The organism is Pontibacter ummariensis, from assembly GCF_900188175.1.
Classification (GTDB): Bacteria; Bacteroidota; Bacteroidia; order Cytophagales; family Hymenobacteraceae; genus Pontibacter; species Pontibacter ummariensis.
This window is the reverse complement of record NZ_FZOQ01000002.1, coordinates 379,356-395,476: the sequence shown is the minus strand read 5'-3', so window position 1 is coordinate 395,476 and position 16,121 is coordinate 379,356. Positions and strand designations below refer to the sequence as shown.

Sequence of the window (16,121 nt, the reverse complement as noted above, 5' to 3'; positions counted from 1 at the left end):
TTTATGAGGGGATTGTATGACTGCCTGTATGGAAACAGGAAGCCCAAGGGCGCATCGCCTTCTGGAAAAGGAATGGTCGCTTGCAAGGAATCCTTAGCAATAGCAAAAGCCCACAGTGGTGCCGTGGGCTCTAAAGTCCTATATTTATTTAAAGTAGGAAAGGCTTATTCCCACTTCAGTTCTTCATCGAAAGAAGGGGCTGTGGAGGTTTCTTCCACTGGCGCTTCCAAGGCAGCCAGCGCCTCTTCTGTTAAAAGCTCAGATTTAACGTGGTCTATTGTTCCCTGCAGTGCCTCTAAGAACTTAGCGAAGTCTTCTTTGTAAAGGAATATCTTGTGTTTCTCGTAAGAGAAACTCTCGTCCTTAAACTTTCTTTTGCTTTCCGTGATGGTTACATAATAGTCATTGGAGCGAGTAGACTTTACATCAAAGAAATACGTTCTTTTTCCGGCTCTAACTCTTTGGGAATAAATTTCTGCTTTTTCGTTGTTCTCTTCCACCGTTTTTAGACGTTAAATTCAACTTTGTGAACCTAAAAGTAACATATACTTCTGATATATAAAAACATTTGAATTTAAAATTCGCATAAATAATTTCCCCCTATATTTGTAGCCGGACCAACTATAAGATACTGTGAATATATGTTCCATAGTATTAATATTTATCCTTTCGTTCTTTACTAGCCCCACTGGGTATACAGCAGAAGGCAAAGCCTCTTACTACGCGGATCGCCTGCAGGGCCACCGCACCACAAGCGGCGAACGATACGATAAAAACCTCCTGACCGCTGCACATGCCACGCTTCCGCTGCACACAACAGTGCAGGTAACCAATCTCAGAAACGGGAAGTCCGTGGTTGTCAGGATTAACGACCGGAAGGCCAAGAACCGGTACAGCATTATTGACCTATCGAGAGCTGCCGCACAGGAGTTAGACATGATTCAGGAAGGAACAGCGCAGGTACGCCTCCGGGAAGTGAAAAGCGACGAGTTAAAGCAACAAGTAGCCGTAGGCAACGTTTCAGAAGCTGAAATCTTACGGAAAGACTAAGCCATGCCAAAGCCCCTCACCCTTGCCGACGTACAGAAGTTTGAGAACATGGAGTTCCTGGCGAAACAACTGGTCGAGGGATTTATCACGGGCCTGCATCAGTCCCCTTACCATGGCTTCTCTGTAGAGTTTTCGGAGCACCGCCTTTACAACAACGGGGAAAGCACGCGCCACATCGACTGGAAAGTGTTTGCCCGTACCGATAAGCTTTTTGTAAAGCGCTACGAGGAAGAGACCAACCTGCGTTGCCACATTTTGCTGGATGTGTCGCCCTCTATGTACTATCCGGTCGAAACTAACGGCAAGCTTCGTTTCTCTGCCCTCTGTGCCGCAGCGCTGGCCACGCTGCTTCGGAAGCAGCGGGATGCCATTGGGCTGATTACCTTTTCCGACAAAGTAGAGCTACAGACCCCCGTCCGCTCCACAGCCTCTCACCTGCACACCCTCTTGTTGCTCCTGCAAAAGCAGTTGGAGGAAAAGCCGGTGGGCGGGGAGACGAACGTGGCCGAAGTGGTGCACCAGATTGCCCAGCAGATCCCAAAGCGCTCCCTGGTGGTGATCTTTAGCGACATGCTAAGCCGGGCGGGTAACCTGGAGGAAATTTTTGCCGCTTTGCAGCACCTCAAGCACCAGCACCACGAGGTGCTGATCTTCCATGTAATGGACCGCAAGACAGAAGAGGAGTTCGACTTTGCCGAGCGCCCTTATGTATTTGTGGATGTTGAGACGGGGCAGGAGCTAAAACTGCAGCCCTCGCAGGTGCGGGAACACTACCAAAAAGCCGTAGAGGGCTATAAGCGGGAACTGGCCCTGAAGTGCGGCCAATATAAGATAGACCTGGTAGCGGCGGATATCAACGAGCCTTTTGACAAAGTGCTGTATGCCTACCTGGTAAAGCGCGGGAAAGCAAGGTAACACCTGGCATAAGAATAAATGCGCAATACCTCGCTCATTTCGGAGTATTGTCCAGCGACTGCCAGAGGTATTTACTGGCGATGGTGCGGTAAGGTCTCCAATTCTCAGCGATTTCCTGCATCCGCAGCTTTAAGGCCTTACCGGTCTCTTCCAGTCCATAGTGCTTTTTCATGGCGTTTTGAATACCCAGGTCATCTACCGGGAAAACATCCGGGCGCTCCAGGGCAAACATCAGCAGCATTTCCACCGTCCATCGGCCAACGCCCTTTATCTGCGTCAGGTGTTTAATGAGTGGCTCATCTTCCATGGCATCAATTGTAGCGTGTGCCAGGTTGTTCTCCGCAGCAAAAGCCGCGACGTTCCGTACATAGCCGATTTTCTGAAAGGACAATCCCGCACTGCGCAGGGACTCATCCGGTGTTTCGAGGACCAAGTAGGGGTGTGGGTACTGTGCTGGGAACAACTCGGTAAAACGCCTGAAAATAACAGCGGCTACCTTCGTGCTTAGCTGTTGCGAAACAATCGAACTGAGTAACTTATAGTAAAGGTCCTCTGATTTGGAGGACTTTAGGGGACGGCCCTGTTGAATGATGGTGACCATTACAGGGTCCTTGCCTAACACAGCCATTACATCAGCAGAGATAAAATCTGGGTGCATACAGTTGGGTTTTAGCCCAAATAGCTAAAATTTTTCTAACTAGCCAAGCTAACAGAGGGGCTTACCAAGCAATCTGCCTGGTTAAGTCAGGATATCACCAAACAGCAGAGCGAGAACCTGTAGTAACGTACAGGTAGCTCAAAGCCCTACCCCTTAAAATAAAAATGAGCAGCAGAGGCACAAGTACCTCTTGCTGCTCAAGGAAAAGGGGCTGCTAATCGGTGAAGCGAGGGAGAGTCTCGGTTCATTCCGTGCTGAAAGAATAGACAAAAGCTGCGCCTAAGGTAGCCTGGCTTTTTTTGGAGGGTAAGCCCCTGCTGTTCTCAAAGAAGGAGGCTTTAGATTTATCATAGCGTATTTCCGGTTTTATTGCCAGGTTTCCCGCAGCAAGTTTTATATCCCCGGTAAGGGTGACGGAGGCAACCTGAAGGGGACCAAAGTAGCGTATACCTTCCGGGTCTGAAAAGTACTCTGTGCGAAGACCAAAGCCTAAGGCAGGGCTGGTGGCATAATTTACATAAACGGCGGCACCACCCCAACCGGCATTGTCCGACCATGGATTCGTTGGGTCAGCTTCTGCGGTGCCGGAATAAAAATTGCCGTATGCCACATTTACGCCTACTTTTAGGGCGTCGTTTAACTGGTAGGAGGAGGTAAAGTCATAAAGGCTGGTATAGGACCCCTTGGTATCCCCGAAGTTTGACAAGGAGTTGTACTCATCGCCACCAACCCAGTTCAGGTACATGTCAAAGCCGTTCACAGGGGAGAGGTGGACTTGGGCAGTTACCGACTTCTTATCGTTAAAGTCCGAAAGGCCGTCCCAGCCGTTTACCACGCCCAGCATCAGCCCAACCTTTTCGCTTGCTGCAAAATTTAGTTTGGCACCCGTGTGGTAGAAAGGGCCGTTTCCAAACAGGTACGATAGGCTATAGTTGTAGTTCAAGGGGGCGTCTATCAGCTCATAGCCAATGTGTGTGCCGTACTGCCCCACTGTAAAGCTGAATTTTTTGCTAAAGTCATAAGCAATGTAAGCCTGCTTGATGATGCGCGCTGTTCCTTCATTTCCGAAGTTCCCCAGTTCAGCGTTTGGCCCATAGGTAAGATCCGCTACCACCCGTGCCCTGCCTTTTGTATAAGTGAGCATGGTCTGTACCAGGCCCAGCGCAAAGTTGTGATGCTTCGTGTCGAAGACCCTGCCCTGGTGTAAGCCCGACGCTGGATTGTTGAGGTTGTACTGGTAATAAGTGTCTACGTAGCCGCTTATGGTAAGAGCGCCCTTGGTCTCTTTAGTTGTAGTTTCTTGTGCTTTTGTTATATTTGTACTAGCCAAGATGATAGCTGCGGCGAAAGATAAAAGTCTTTTCATGTTTTAAGATTTAGTGTTGGGAAATATTTGAGAGAAGTATTCGTCCGTACTGCCCCGCTGGGTGCCAACTCTGAAATTGCCGTTTTAGAATTGGTGTCAGTCTGAAAGGGGAAGGCGGTGTCCTGACACTGCGCGGTAGCTTGCTCAGCTTGCTTTGGTTTGTAAAACAGTGGTAATGGTTGATCCCGTTACCACTGTTTTACCTCCATATCATGCCTGAGGAGGGGGGGATCAGGGTGTGACCGGTTTGCCGGGCTCTTTGTGGTTGCGCGGGTTGGCGTCTGCCATCGTTTCTTTCTCGTCCAGGCTCATTTCGAAGCCGGTTCCGATAAAATCAGGATAAGCGTGCATTTTGTGTTCGTGGATGTCCAGCCCTTCTATCTCTTCTCTGGCACTAACACGAATACCTATTGTCAGCTTCAGGGCGTACCATACGAAAAGGGCAAAGGCAAAGCTAAAAGCTCCAATGGTGCCAATGCCAATGAGCTGACTAATGAGCTGATCCGGTCCCGCCAGCTCCCCGAAGAGGCCTACGGCCAGGGTGCCCCAGATCCCACACACCAGGTGCACAGAAAGCGCGCCTACCGGGTCGTCGATGCGAATACGGTCGAAGAAGGCAACCGCCAGTACCACCAGGGCACCGGCGATCAGACCTATCGTTATGGCATCTGTTACGCCCATTTGGTCAGCACCTGCCGTAATGCCTACCAGTCCTGCCAGGATGCCGTTGAGCACCATCGTGATGTCGCTTGCTTTAAAGAGAAGCATGGAAAAGAGACATCCACCAATGGCACCGGCGGCTGCCGCGAGGCTCGTCATCACCAGTACCCGCGATACCGCGCCGGGATCAGCAGACAGCACAGAGCCTCCATTAAAACCAAACCAGCCGAACCAAAGAATAAACACGCCAATGGTAGCCAGCGGAATGCTGTGCCCGGGGATAGGCTTTATCTTGCCGTCCACGTACTTCCCGATTCGTGGGCCGAGCAGGATAATGCCTGCCAGCGCTCCCCAGCCGCCTACGGCGTGCACCAGCGTAGAGCCCGCAAAATCATAGAACGGAACTTCCAAGGTATTGAGGAAGCCGCCGCCCCACTTCCACATGCCCACCACCGGGTAGCAGATCCCCACAAAGAGGATGGAGAAAATGATAAAGGAAGAGAGCTTGATGCGTTCTGCCACCGCACCGGAGACAATGGTAGCGGCTGTGGCGGCAAACATGCCCTGGAACAGGAAGTCAGTCCAGAAGGTGTAGCCTTCGTTATAGGCAGAGGTCTCGCCGCCTTCTGGCAGGGGTATGCCAAAGCCGGAGAAGCCAAAGTAGCCCCCCGTAAAGCTTTCTCCGGGGTACATCATGGAGAAGCCCCAAAGGGCATAGGTAATAAGCCCGAGAGCAGGAATCATGCTGTTCTTAAACAGCACGTTTACGGTATTCTTCGATCTGGCCAATCCAGACTCGAGTGTGGCAAACCCGAGGTGCATCAAAAATACCAGGAAGATGGAAACCATCATCCAGACGTTGTTCGTGACGAATAGTTCTTGTGACATGGCTTAAAGGTTAAGTGAATTTGACTTATGATTTGAAAATGCGTGCGTTTAGCTAGAGGGCGAGCTCATCCACCTCTCCGGTCCGGATGCGGACAACTGCTTCTACATCCATAATAAAGATCTTGCCGTCGCCTACTTTGCCCGTGTTAGCCACCTTTAGAATAGTAGACACCACTTCATCCACGTGGTCCTCCGTAACAGTCATCTCGATCTTTGTTCGGGGAATAAACCCGACGTTATAGGTGGTGCCCCTATACACTTGGGAGGAGCTGTGCTCTAAACCGAAGCCCTTAACATCATAGGTCGTCATAAAAGCGATGCCGATCTCTGTGAGGGCTTCGTAAACATCCTCAAATTTGGATGTTCTGATGATAGCTTCAATCTTTTTCATAATCAATAAATTTTAGTTGTGGGTATATTTGTAGAGGGGGTGCTGATGAAATTACTCTAATTTAAGCGCTTACCCCCTTATAGCCAATAGGGGGTAAGCGCTTAAATTGTTAACAATATAAAAATAAGGGGTGATTGATGTGATTGTGGGAGTGAATAGCAAAAATATTTAACTAACTTGTATTAATTATAGATGTAGCTTAAGAATATGTTAGCCGGTTACAGCGGCTGGTTTTGATCGGGAACAGACGGGCTAGGTTGAAAATGTCTAATTAACAACAACATAAACTTCTTGTAAGGAAAGAATCTCATAAGAACTGGCGGAAGAGAGGGCGCGTGAAGTTTGAATTGCAGGAACACCGTTTTGTGAACCCGCGGAGGGAAAGTGACAGGTAGTTTGGTTGAGATAGAAGCTCCTGTTTTACCGGTTATGTGCGGGGTAAACAAAAGGAAGCAGGGGGATGTGGTGAAGGGAATAGGGAAAGCTGTTACCTCAAAAGTATTGGGATAAGCAAAAAAATAGCACGGGTGTTTCCCGTGCTATCATCAAGAGTATTTGTTAAAAGCTACGCTGTGGCTAACGATACCTGGTTCATGGCTTTTAAAGTACGAAGGGTATGCTGCAGCATTTCCTCTGTTACGTCCAGGTGCGTTACAAATCGAATCATCTGCGGTCCGAAGCTGGAGGCACGAATTCCTTCTTTCTCTAAAGCAGCAACAAAAGCTGCATCTGTATACTTATCGGTTAGTTTAAAGATGACGATGTTCGTCTCTACCGGCAGCACGCTCTCCGCATAATCCGTTTGCAGCAGTACTTCTTTCATGGCCTTTGCCTTGCGGTGATCCTCCTGTAGGCGCTCCACATGGTTATCTAAGGCATAAATGCAAGCCGCAGCCAGATAGCCAGCCTGCCGCATTCCGCCACCTAATACTTTACGTACGCGACGTGCTCTTTTAATGAAGCCTTTGCTACCCAGCAGTACGGATCCCACCGGTGCTCCCAGGCCCTTGGAAAGGCACACTGAGATGCTGTCAAAGTACCTGCCGTAGTCCGCTGCTTTGTCGCCCGAGGCAGCCAGCGCATTAAACACACGGGCCCCGTCCAGGTGCAGGGCAAGGTTGTGCCGCCTGCAAACCTCTGAAATAGCAGCGATTTCCTCCAAGGTATAATACGTGCCGCCACCTTTATTGCAGGTGTTTTCCAGGGCAACGAGTTTTGTTTCCGGGAAGTGTACGTTGTCCAAGGGTCTAATTTGCGCCTCTACCTGTTGGGGGCGCATCTTGCCGCGCTCCCCGTGCACGAGTGCTACAGAGGCACCGGAATTAAAGGAAATACCGCCCCCCTCATACTGGTAGATATGCGCTGTTACGTCGCAAATAACTTCTGTCAAAGGTTGGGTGTGTACTTTTATGGCGATCTGGTTTGTCATAGTGCCGGAAGGGCAGAAGAGGCCCGCTTCCATGCCAAACATAGCGGCTGTTTTCTCCTCCAGGGCGTTGATGGTAGGGTCTTCTCCATACACATCGTCACCAACAGGGGCCGCGAACATGGCCTGCAGCATAGCAGGGGTGGGTTTGGTAACTGTATCGGAGCGTAGGTCTATTATTTGCATGTCAATTTGATTCTGGAAATACTTTACTTTGTAAAATTAATAACTTACTTTTGCCGTTCAAATTAAATATTGCAACGATGGGAGTTACTAGATTAAAAAGAAAAGACCGTAAGAATAAGGCAAGAGCAAACAACAGAATTGCAAGAATTAAGCAACTGCTCTTAACGCCTGTTATCAAGAACGTTGACATGGATGAACTGAGAGCTCAGTTCGGTGAGGCACCGAAAAACAAGAAAGCAGAGAACACTGAAGCTTCTTCTGCCGAGCTGAAAGACGAAACAACTGCTTAGTAGCTCTTTTTACGGTTCGTAAGACCATCTGCCTGCCGCTGCTGTTCAGCAAATGGCGGCGGCTTACAAGAAGAATTCAGAGTGTGTTTGCCCAGCAAGCACACTTTTTTTATGCCCGTTTACCTAACTCCAACACCTGAAGGTCCTGTACCTGCCCATGCTCGATCGCAAAGCGCACCATGGTTCTCACTTTATGAAAACCGTGCCTGCCTGCTGCCCCAGGGTTGATGTGCAAGAGGTTTTTCAGGTTCTTATCAGTCATCACCTTCAGAATGTGCGAATGGCCGGTGATAAAGAGTTGTGGCGGGTTCTCCTTGATCAGCGGGCGTACATCCGGGTGGTATTTGCCCGGGTAACCTCCAATGTGTGTCATCAGCACGTCCAGCCCATTTACCACAAACCGCTCTACTTTGGGGTGCAGGCTTCGGACATCCTGCCCGTCGATGTTTCCATATACCCCTCGTAGCGGGGCTAGTTCGCTCAACCGCTCCGACACTTCTGCTACTCCAAAGTCGCCCGCATGCCAAATTTCGTCCCTGTCGGAGAGGAGGCGCAGTATCTGGTCGTCTAGGTAAGAATGCGTATCGGAAAGGAGGCCTATTTTCATTTAACGTCTACTTCTTTTGGTTCTAAAGTTCAGCTGTCAATACTAATGTAAGACATCAAATGTTGGTATAAAAACATTCTAAAAGCGATATAGCCCCTTCTCTTGCACCTGTTCTTTTAATTTACTGTAAGGCATAAGTAAAATTATGTGCAAAATTATAATAACTATACAAACAGGTGTTCGTAATAGGACAATGTTAATATTAAGTTATGTGATTATTTGTCATGCAGCTGGCAAGAGGCCTGATTTTATGTGGTACTACTCGTTTAAGGAGTCATTTCAGCGAAGTCCCTGTTGCCGATTCATCTTTACTTAAACAATGCAAAGTCGCTGGCTTCCAAAGTCTTGCCAGCTTAGCTGGTCAGGCTTACCCCAGCTGAACCAGCCCTGTTTGTTTACTTCACATGTTTGAGACAGCAATATCTAAGTTTATGTCTAATGAAGAAATCTCTCAACCAGCTCATCGGTAACAGTCGCAACCAATGCAAATCAGTACTACTCAGGGCTTCAGAAAGCCTCTGGCGAAAGCCCCTTACGAAGCCTGAGACTTTTAAACTTCTCGAAAAAGGCTTGGCCTATGAAAGTCCTGCTTCTTCGGTTTATATGCCAGCTTATAGTTCATTTAACAAGCTTGTACATGCGGAAGAGCTGCGGGGCTTTGATCCGGACAGAATCTGGCTAGCAGGAAGTAATACCGGGCACAATGTACAAGTCTGTAGATCAGGGAATGTGCTGATTAATGAAAAAGTACTCCCGGACCTGGACTTTGGCTGTACAGCAGGGCTTTTAGATTTCCCGATAAAGCGAAATAAAGTCCGGTATCCTCTAGTAGTAGCACCCTGGGCACACTTTTGGGGCGGGTATTATGACTATGTCATGTTTGTTGTAGCAAAACTTTGCCGTGTCGAAGCCACTTACGGGAAAGACATCTGGAAAGAAGCAAAGGTATGCTACCCGCTCCTGCAAACCTGTTATGAAAAGGACTTTATGACCATGCTGGGGATATCCGAGCAAGCCCTTGTTGATACAAAGCGGTTATGGAACACGGCTTTGTACGCAGAAAGGGTAATTGTGGGAGCAAACCAGCCTAGCTGGAGCCCCAGCCTAGGAGACATCCGGTTACTGAGAGAGCGGTTTTGTCAGGGTAGACAGTTTGCCCAACCTAAAGAAAAGCTTTATCTAACGAGGAGGGGTAGGCGAAAAGTTAAAAACGAGGAGGAGGTACGCAATTTAATGCTACGGTACGGCTTCCGGATTGTAGAAGACCAACCACGCAGTGTACCAGAACAGATTTCTCTGTTTCAGAATGCATCAGTGGTAGCAGGGCCTCACGGAGCCGCCTTCACTAACCTGCTATGGTGCGATCCTGGTACCAAGGTACTCGAGTTTTTCAGCAGTGGCTATAAGCCAAATTACTTTTACTACTTGTCCACTGCGCTCGACCTGCAATATTCCTGCATTACAGAGGAAAGCCTAAACCAAGGAAACTCACACTGGGGAAATGTGGGAGAAGACTTGTCTGTCGATCTGAAAAAGCTACAGTATAAGCTCGAGCAGCTTTTATCAGTGAGGACAATGGCATAAAGGCAAACAGGTCACTCTTTTAGCTTTGCACCAGTGGTTTGCTAAGAGGAGGAAGGCTTTCCTTCTTCCTCTTAGCAAACCATCCCTACACCGCCCAAGTTTCTGGGGACTGTCGCCACTGGCTTAGGGCCTGCGTAGCTGACTCCTGAATGTATCCTTGCTCGGCAGCTGCCTCCAGCAAGGCCTTATAGTTGCTCAGGCAGTGCAGGGGAATACCTGCGGTTTTAAAGTTTTCATCGGCTAGGGCAAAGCCATAGGTAAAGATGGCGACCATGCCAATTACTTCGGCACCGGCTTCCTGCACGGCGGCCGCTGCTTTTAAGGAACTGCCACCAGTAGAGATCAGGTCTTCTACCAGCACTACTTTCTGGCCTTTTAGCAAACGGCCCTCAATCTGGTTTCCCATCCCGTGTTTCTTAGGCTCCGGGCGTACATACAGAAAGGGCATCTCCAGTTGCTCAGCGACAAGAGCTCCCTGCGCGATGCCTGCAGTGGCTACGCCTGCTATGGCTTCTGCCTCCGGAAAACGTTGTTTTACTAGGGCGGCTAACTGTTCCTTGATATAACTGCGAATGTGCGGGAAGGAGAGTGTTACGCGGTTATCGCAGTAGATAGGGGAGTTCCAGCCGCTACTCCATTTAAAGGGTTGCTCCGGTCTTAATTTTACCGCCTCAGTTTCTAGCAGAAACGAGGCCACCTGATGTGCTGTGCTCTTAGAATCCATGCCCTAAATTACATAATTATTCTTCCTTTTTGAGCCGGGGCTTTTTCTTTAGAGTGAATTATTTATTCATTTGTGTATCTTTCGCCTTCATCAGCAGTACTCCTAAGCGTATGAACGTTTTCATTAACGATATCCCCCTGATCCTGAAAAAAGCCACCGAGAAGGTGTACAAGCATGAGTACGACTTAATTCTCAAGGCTTCCGATCATTTCACGTCTAAAGACCTGGTAGGGGATGTGCTGATAAAAGATGCCGGTGCCTTGTTAATTGACCGGATCGTGCGACTGATGGAGGTCAAAAAGCTAAAGAAGCTGAAGTCGCTTACGCTGGTGACAGACAAGAAGAAAAAGCTGATCGAGCACCTGAAGGACCAGTTTAAGATTGTAAAAGCAGCAGGAGGGTTAGTACTGAAAGATGGAAAGATCCTGATGATTTACCGCATGGGGGTTTGGGACCTGCCTAAAGGGAAGCTGGAGAAAAAAGAGAAGGTTGAGAGCGGTGCCTTGCGGGAGGTAGAAGAGGAGTGTAACATACAGGTAGAGGTGGTAAGCAAGCTGCCCAAGACCTGGCACTCTTATGCCTTTAAAGGCAAAAAGATCCTGAAGAAGACCAGCTGGTACCTGATGCATTGCACAGACGACAGCTTAATGAAGCCACAGGCAGAGGAGTTTATAGAGGAAGTGCGTTGGATGGCCCCGGAAGAGGTCATAGAGGTGTTACCGAAGGCCTATACATCCATTGCCTTTATTGTAAGGCACTATCTGCAATCTCTGAAAACTGGAAAGGTATAAACTGGTCCACGTTGCCGCCGAAGCGGTGAATCTCCCGGATAATAGAAGAGCTGATGGCAGCCAACTGCGGGGAGGTAATCAGGAAAACACTCTCCAGGTCGTGGTTCACGTGCCTGTTGGCCTGTGCAATGGTGTTCTCGTACTCAAAGTCCGTAGTGTTTCGGAGCCCCCGCAACAGAAACTGCGCGCCTACCTCCCGGGCAAACTCGGCCGTTAGTCCCTTAAAGGTTTGTACACTTATGTTTGGGTGCCCCTCAAACAGCCGCGTCATCACTTCATACATCTTTTCTACGGGGATATAGCGCTGCTTGCTGCTGTTATTGCCGATAGCCACAATCACTTCATCAAACAGCTTTGCCCCCCGCATCACCACGTCATAATGGCCGTTTGTAAATGGGTCGAAAGAGCCGGGGAACAAAGCAATTCTTTTCATACCTGAATTTTAAAGAGTGATGTTTGAAATTGTAAATGTGAAACAGACTGTGGATGCCTGAAAGTTACAAGCCTCACCAAAGGAAAATCTCAGTTCGGTTAGTAAACAAGTCAGTTAATTAAAACGAATCATTACTCGCAGAGGTGCAGGCTGTAGAGCTCAAAATAGCGGTGCTCAAATAAGTCATGGAACTTATAGCTGTAGTCTACATCCGTTGGTTTTTTGCCTAGTTTAATATAGCGGATGTACCTTTGCAACATATGGAACAAGGATGAGTCATGGGTGATATCGCCCCATACGGTGATGGTTTCCTGCTCCGGGTCCATCTTTTGTTCCTGCATTACGAACACAATGTAGTAGATAAAGTCCTCTGGCGTGTGGTACTGAAACACATTACAGAACTCCAGCCCATTCTGGCCCACCACTAGAATGGTGACATAGTCCCGCTCCACAAAAATGCAGGTGTTGCGTTTGGCGCTAAGGCTGCCCTGGTGCAGAACACTCCGGATGAGGGCGCTTGTCTGATGAAGCATTTGTATGGGGCGACCAGAAAAGATGTCCTGCAGGGTACGAAACAAAGCCGCATCTACCGCAAATATGTTCATTGCCCCAATGGTGCTGTGGCGATAAGCGAGCACCTGGTCCTGGATCGGGTTCAGGTCAGCATGTAAGCGCAGGTAGTCGGACTGGTGGGCCGGATCATAAAGCGTTTCCGGTACCAAAGTGAACTGTTGGTTGCTGAAAGATACCTTGATCGTGTTCCAGCTTTTTTCCTGCAACAGCGGGTTCTCAGTCGCAATTAACTGTAGTTGCTCCGCCACCTGCAAAGGGGTGAATACGGTGATCAGTTCATAATCTATGAGCACCAGAAACTTATTGCGTTCCGCGTCTGCCACCGCCAAGCGCATAGCCTTTTGGCTAAGCGACACGTACAGGTTGCAACGGGTGGCTTGCGACAGGTCAAAGGCTTCGTCCACAATCTTATGGGAGAGGCGAAAATGCGTGTTAATGGTGTCCAAGGTATGCGTTGGTTGGAATTAAAGGTGTACTGCAGTACTCCTGCAAGTATAAAAAAAAAGTGGCAAAAGGCAGCAATACCGATACTAACCGACAAAATAATGGTCCAGCCCCAGCAAGTCGTCCAGGGACAGCAGGTAGTGCAGTGCCCTGTGCTTGTCTTGCTGTGGAATAGCCTGTATCTCAGGTAGCGCCAGCCAGGCGACCTCCTCCAAAAGTTGTTTGCCTGTACCCATTTCCGGGTCTGCTCCGGTGAAGAGACTCCCGCCCGTAACGTGTACCTCAAAAAACAGTTCAAGGGCGTGCAAGGGTGGGCGCAGGAATTCGTTCGTAAAAAGAAACTTTCCTATCTCCACTTTTAATCCCGTCTCTTCTACCAGCTCACGCTTTAGGCAGCTGTGCAGTGTTTCGCCGTAGTCCACCCCGCCGCCCGGAGGTGCCCAAAAGGCGCTGTTGTCTACCGTGCTGCCGTGGCGCACAAGTAATAACTTCTCATTTTGAATGCAAATACCGCATGCCCGCACACGGAGCCTGTCGGCATAAGCGGCGGCATCAGGGTTTAGTTTGGCCATGGTTTGGGAACGAGTTTATAGGGTTGTAAATTTACAAAATGATACAAACGCATAATCCGGACTTCGAACAAGACATACGCGAAAAGCTCCAACGGCAGGAATTCATGAAGCTTATGGGCTTTAACGTGACAAAGATAGAAGTAGGTAGGATAGAAGGCGAATTAATACTGGAACAGAAGCACCGGCAGCACAAAGGTTTTACCCATGGGGGCGTTATCGCCACCCTGGCTGACATAGTGGCTGGTTTTGCAGCCGTCAGCCTGGTGCCGAAAGACCATCATGTGGTGACAGCCGAGATCAAGGTTTCCTATTTCCACCCGGGCGTGGGTGCTAAGCTGCTGGCCAAGGGCTATGTAGTAAAGCCGGGCAAGAAGCTGAATTTCTGCGAGGCGGAAGTATACGTACAACAGGAAACGGAAGAACCTTTGCTGATTGCCAAGGCCAGTACCACCATGGCCACCATTACACCCGAAGACATTAAGAACAGAGCGAAGCGGGAGAGTTAAAATGAGCCATACAGAATTAACAGTTCCTGTTCCATTCCCGGTCCTCTCTATATCTTACCTATTTACAAACCATGCGTCCAGTAGAAGCCTTACGAAATAGTTTCCCCTTCGAGCCCACGGAGGACCAGGCCCGGCTGTTTGCCAAGCTGGATGAGTTTATTGTGTCCAAACAGGAGGAGCGCCAGGTGTTCTTGCTCAAGGGGTATGCCGGCACCGGTAAAACCACAGTGGTTACCTCGCTGGTGAAAATCCTGAACAGCTTTGGGTACAAGTACGTGCTGTTAGCGCCAACGGGCCGTGCGGCCAAAGTAATGGCTAGTTACAGTGGCCATCCAGCCTTCACGATCCATAAAAAGATCTACCGCCAAACGGCCAATCCATTTTCCGAGGGGCTTTCTTTTACCCGGCAGCCAAACAAGTCGGACCACACGGTTTACATAGTGGATGAGGCCTCCATGATATCGGATGAAAGTGGTTTTGGGGAGAATGGCTTGTTGCAGGACCTGATGAGCTTTGTGTTTGATAAAAAGCACAATAAGTTACTGTTAATCGGGGATACGGCGCAGCTCCCACCCGTGGGGCAGGTCGTGAGCCCGTCCCTGGACGCGAACTACCTGAAGCAGAATTTCCGGTGCCAGGTGCAGGAGATTGAGCTGCGGCAGGTTATGCGGCAGGCAGAGGCATCGGGTATCCTCATGAACGCTACCCAGCTGCGCGACCAGATGCGGCAGGAGCGCCTGGAGATAAAGCTCTTTACCAAGGGCTGGCGCGATATCTACAAAATGACAGGAGAGAAGCTGGAGGACGGCTTGCGCTACGCCTACGACAAGTTCGGCATTGAGAACACCATCGTCATCTGCCGCTCCAACAAGTCGGCAAACCTTTACAACCAGCACATCCGCAGATCCATTTTTTTCGCGGAGGATGAAATTGGGGTGGGGGACTACCTGATGGTGGTGCGCAACAATTACTTCTGGTTGCCCAAGGATTCGGACATCGGCTTTATGGCGAATGGTGACTTTGTGGAGATCACAAAAATCGTCCGCTATGAAGAGATGTATGGTTTTCGTTTTGCGGATGTGCGCTTACGCTTTGTAGATTACCCGGATGCGCCCGAAGAGGAAATGAAGATCATGCTGGATACCCTGTATTCTGATGCACCCGCTTTACCGGCAGACCAAAACAAGAAATTGTACGAAGAAGTACTGCAGGACTACCTGGACATAAAGACCAAGCGCGACCGTAACAAGGAACTGAAGAAAAACCCTTACCTGAATGCCTTGCAGGTAAAGTTTGCCTATGCCCTTACCTGCCATAAAGCACAGGGTGGCCAGTGGCAGGCCGTGTTCGTGGACCAGGGCTTTCTGAAAGAGGATATGGTGAATGAGGAGTTTGCCCGTTGGCTGTACACAGCCCTTACCCGCTCATCAGAAGAGCTTTACCTGCTGAACTTTAATCAACAAATATTAGTTAGCTGACAAAAGAAAAACGTATTTTGCATCGTTGTTAACTAAAACTTACGTATAACACGCATTGCGTTAACCTTAACCCCAAAAAGATGAAAAAAGTATTTCTCTCTCTCGCATTTGCCGCTTTGGTAGCAGGTGGCGCTGTAGCTCAGGAACAGCCAAAAGCAAAGGCGACTGCTCCACAGGAGCAGGCTGTAAATGGCCCTGCCATTACTTTTGACGAAACAGAGCATAACTTTGGCGACATCACGCAGGGTGATGTGGTAGAGCATACTTTCAAATTTACAAACACGGGCACACAGCCGCTGGTAATTGAGCGGGTGGATGTATCCTGTGGCTGTACTACACCCGCCTGGACAAAAGAGCCGGTAATGCCGGGCAAAACAGGCTTTATCTCCGCCAAGTTTAACAGCGCAGGTAAAATGGGACAGCAGAAAAAGCCGTTGACCATCCATTCAAATGCGGCAGGGGGCACGAAGTATGTATACTTTGTAACGAACATTAAGCCGAAAGCTGAGGCTGCCAGCGCTAAGAACTAAATAGGCACTGTCGCTTTTAGAAATAAAGTAAGAAAAGCCCTCCTGCACA

19 protein-coding genes are annotated in these 16,121 nt (G+C 49.1%); 8 read left to right on the top strand and 11 right to left on the bottom strand.

Annotated features, from left to right (window positions below):
- Positions 1–164 precede the first annotated feature (164 nt).
- Complete coding sequence (locus CHB92_RS03775; RefSeq protein ID WP_089317826.1) at positions 165–500, bottom strand: DUF3276 family protein; 336 nt, start codon at positions 498–500, stop codon at positions 165–167.
- 133 nt (positions 501–633) lie between these two features.
- Between CHB92_RS03775 and CHB92_RS03770 the strand changes: the two genes are divergently transcribed.
- Together CHB92_RS03770 and CHB92_RS03765 are read left to right on the top strand one after the other, a co-directional pair.
- The gene (locus tag CHB92_RS03770; RefSeq protein WP_089317825.1) at positions 634–1,050 is read left to right on the top strand and encodes a septal ring lytic transglycosylase RlpA family protein; all 417 of its coding nucleotides are present in this window, start codon (positions 634–636) and stop codon (positions 1,048–1,050) included.
- Positions 1,051–1,053: 3 nt separating this feature from the next.
- Positions 1,054–1,965 (top strand): DUF58 domain-containing protein, encoded by a 912-nt coding sequence (locus CHB92_RS03765; protein ID WP_089317824.1) that lies wholly within the window; start codon positions 1,054–1,056, stop codon positions 1,963–1,965.
- A gap of 34 nt (positions 1,966–1,999) precedes the next feature.
- On the opposite strand, the gene CHB92_RS03760 is transcribed toward CHB92_RS03765, so the two are convergent.
- The 5 genes from CHB92_RS03760 to CHB92_RS03740 all read right to left on the bottom strand — a co-directional run bounded on the left by CHB92_RS03760 (position 2,000) and on the right by CHB92_RS03740 (position 7,540).
- Positions 2,000–2,623, bottom strand: a complete 624-nt coding sequence (locus CHB92_RS03760; protein ID WP_245842270.1) for a DNA-3-methyladenine glycosylase family protein — start codon at positions 2,621–2,623, stop codon at positions 2,000–2,002.
- A gap of 244 nt (positions 2,624–2,867) precedes the next feature.
- Positions 2,868–3,989, bottom strand: a complete 1,122-nt coding sequence (locus CHB92_RS03755; protein WP_089317823.1) for a porin — start codon at positions 3,987–3,989, stop codon at positions 2,868–2,870.
- Positions 3,990–4,220: 231 nt separating this feature from the next.
- A complete protein-coding gene (locus CHB92_RS03750) occupies positions 4,221–5,537 on the bottom strand; it encodes an ammonium transporter (RefSeq protein WP_089317822.1) in 1,317 nt (438 codons plus the stop codon).
- A 52-nt stretch (positions 5,538–5,589) separates the two neighbouring features.
- Positions 5,590–5,928 (bottom strand): P-II family nitrogen regulator, encoded by a 339-nt coding sequence (locus CHB92_RS03745; RefSeq protein ID WP_089317821.1) that lies wholly within the window; start codon positions 5,926–5,928, stop codon positions 5,590–5,592.
- Between the two features lie 565 nt (positions 5,929–6,493).
- The gene (locus tag CHB92_RS03740) at positions 6,494–7,540 is read right to left on the bottom strand and encodes a threonine aldolase family protein (RefSeq protein ID WP_089317820.1); all 1,047 of its coding nucleotides are present in this window, start codon (positions 7,538–7,540) and stop codon (positions 6,494–6,496) included.
- A gap of 77 nt (positions 7,541–7,617) precedes the next feature.
- Here CHB92_RS03740 and CHB92_RS03735 point away from each other — a divergent pair, with 77 nt between their 5' ends.
- A complete protein-coding gene (locus tag CHB92_RS03735; RefSeq protein WP_089317819.1) occupies positions 7,618–7,830 on the top strand; it encodes a hypothetical protein in 213 nt (70 codons plus the stop codon).
- Positions 7,831–7,939: 109 nt separating this feature from the next.
- Here CHB92_RS03735 and CHB92_RS03730 read toward each other — a convergent pair whose 3' ends face one another.
- Positions 7,940–8,437 (bottom strand): metallophosphoesterase family protein, encoded by a 498-nt coding sequence (locus tag CHB92_RS03730; RefSeq protein ID WP_089317818.1) that lies wholly within the window; start codon positions 8,435–8,437, stop codon positions 7,940–7,942.
- A 438-nt stretch (positions 8,438–8,875) separates the two neighbouring features.
- Here CHB92_RS03730 and CHB92_RS03725 point away from each other — a divergent pair, with 438 nt between their 5' ends.
- Entirely contained in the window at positions 8,876–10,021 is a 1,146-nt protein-coding gene (locus CHB92_RS03725; protein WP_089317817.1) for a glycosyltransferase family 61 protein, read from the top strand.
- Between the two features lie 85 nt (positions 10,022–10,106).
- Here CHB92_RS03725 and pyrE read toward each other — a convergent pair whose 3' ends face one another.
- The gene (gene pyrE / locus CHB92_RS03720; protein ID WP_089317816.1) at positions 10,107–10,745 is read right to left on the bottom strand and encodes an orotate phosphoribosyltransferase; all 639 of its coding nucleotides are present in this window, start codon (positions 10,743–10,745) and stop codon (positions 10,107–10,109) included.
- A 110-nt stretch (positions 10,746–10,855) separates the two neighbouring features.
- Here pyrE and CHB92_RS03715 point away from each other — a divergent pair, with 110 nt between their 5' ends.
- Positions 10,856–11,536, top strand: coding sequence for an NUDIX hydrolase (locus CHB92_RS03715; RefSeq protein ID WP_089317815.1), 681 nt, complete (start codon positions 10,856–10,858; stop codon positions 11,534–11,536).
- Here CHB92_RS03715 and coaD read toward each other — a convergent pair.
- From coaD to CHB92_RS03700, 3 genes are all read right to left on the bottom strand, one after another.
- On the bottom strand, positions 11,490–11,969 hold the full coding sequence (gene coaD, locus CHB92_RS03710; protein WP_089317814.1) for a pantetheine-phosphate adenylyltransferase: 480 nt from the start codon (positions 11,967–11,969) through the stop codon (positions 11,490–11,492). The genes CHB92_RS03715 and coaD overlap by 47 nt on opposite strands.
- Positions 11,970–12,100: 131 nt before the next feature.
- A complete protein-coding gene (locus CHB92_RS03705) occupies positions 12,101–12,988 on the bottom strand; it encodes a DUF3822 family protein (RefSeq protein WP_089317813.1) in 888 nt (295 codons plus the stop codon).
- 84 nt (positions 12,989–13,072) lie between these two features.
- Positions 13,073–13,558: an NUDIX domain-containing protein gene (locus CHB92_RS03700; RefSeq protein WP_089317812.1), complete on the bottom strand. Its 486-nt coding sequence runs from the start codon at positions 13,556–13,558 to the stop codon at positions 13,073–13,075.
- 38 nt (positions 13,559–13,596) lie between these two features.
- On the opposite strand from CHB92_RS03700, the gene CHB92_RS03695 reads away from it, so the two are divergent.
- From CHB92_RS03695 to CHB92_RS03685, 3 genes are all read left to right on the top strand, one after another.
- The gene (locus CHB92_RS03695; RefSeq protein WP_089317811.1) at positions 13,597–14,064 is read left to right on the top strand and encodes a PaaI family thioesterase; all 468 of its coding nucleotides are present in this window, start codon (positions 13,597–13,599) and stop codon (positions 14,062–14,064) included.
- A 71-nt stretch (positions 14,065–14,135) separates the two neighbouring features.
- Entirely contained in the window at positions 14,136–15,542 is a 1,407-nt protein-coding gene (locus tag CHB92_RS03690) for an ATP-dependent DNA helicase (RefSeq protein ID WP_089317810.1), read from the top strand.
- A gap of 80 nt (positions 15,543–15,622) precedes the next feature.
- The gene (locus tag CHB92_RS03685; protein ID WP_089317809.1) at positions 15,623–16,072 is read left to right on the top strand and encodes a DUF1573 domain-containing protein; all 450 of its coding nucleotides are present in this window, start codon (positions 15,623–15,625) and stop codon (positions 16,070–16,072) included.
- Positions 16,073–16,121: the final 49 nt, after the last annotated feature.

Excerpts from the sequence above, each read along its gene's own strand:
- CHB92_RS03765 (WP_089317824.1), top strand. The coding sequence starts at position 1,054 with ATGCCAAAGCCCCTCACCCTTGCCGACGTACAGAAGTTTGAGAACATG.
- CHB92_RS03760 (WP_245842270.1), bottom strand. The coding sequence starts at position 2,623 with ATGCACCCAGATTTTATCTCTGCTGATGTAATGGCTGTGTTAGGCAAG.
- CHB92_RS03755 (WP_089317823.1), bottom strand. The coding sequence starts at position 3,989 with ATGAAAAGACTTTTATCTTTCGCCGCAGCTATCATCTTGGCTAGTACA.
- CHB92_RS03750 (WP_089317822.1), bottom strand. The coding sequence starts at position 5,537 with ATGTCACAAGAACTATTCGTCACGAACAACGTCTGGATGATGGTTTCC.
- CHB92_RS03745 (WP_089317821.1), bottom strand. The coding sequence starts at position 5,928 with ATGAAAAAGATTGAAGCTATCATCAGAACATCCAAATTTGAGGATGTT.
- CHB92_RS03740 (WP_089317820.1), bottom strand. The coding sequence starts at position 7,540 with ATGCAAATAATAGACCTACGCTCCGATACAGTTACCAAACCCACCCCT.
- CHB92_RS03735 (WP_089317819.1), top strand. The coding sequence starts at position 7,618 with ATGGGAGTTACTAGATTAAAAAGAAAAGACCGTAAGAATAAGGCAAGA.
- CHB92_RS03730 (WP_089317818.1), bottom strand. The coding sequence starts at position 8,437 with ATGAAAATAGGCCTCCTTTCCGATACGCATTCTTACCTAGACGACCAG.
- CHB92_RS03725 (WP_089317817.1), top strand. The coding sequence starts at position 8,876 with ATGAAGAAATCTCTCAACCAGCTCATCGGTAACAGTCGCAACCAATGC.
- pyrE (WP_089317816.1), bottom strand. The coding sequence starts at position 10,745 with ATGGATTCTAAGAGCACAGCACATCAGGTGGCCTCGTTTCTGCTAGAA.
- CHB92_RS03715 (WP_089317815.1), top strand. The coding sequence starts at position 10,856 with ATGAACGTTTTCATTAACGATATCCCCCTGATCCTGAAAAAAGCCACC.
- coaD (WP_089317814.1), bottom strand. The coding sequence starts at position 11,969 with ATGAAAAGAATTGCTTTGTTCCCCGGCTCTTTCGACCCATTTACAAAC.
- CHB92_RS03700 (WP_089317812.1), bottom strand. The coding sequence starts at position 13,558 with ATGGCCAAACTAAACCCTGATGCCGCCGCTTATGCCGACAGGCTCCGT.
- CHB92_RS03695 (WP_089317811.1), top strand. The coding sequence starts at position 13,597 with ATGATACAAACGCATAATCCGGACTTCGAACAAGACATACGCGAAAAG.
- CHB92_RS03690 (WP_089317810.1), top strand. The coding sequence starts at position 14,136 with ATGCGTCCAGTAGAAGCCTTACGAAATAGTTTCCCCTTCGAGCCCACG.
- CHB92_RS03685 (WP_089317809.1), top strand. The coding sequence starts at position 15,623 with ATGAAAAAAGTATTTCTCTCTCTCGCATTTGCCGCTTTGGTAGCAGGT.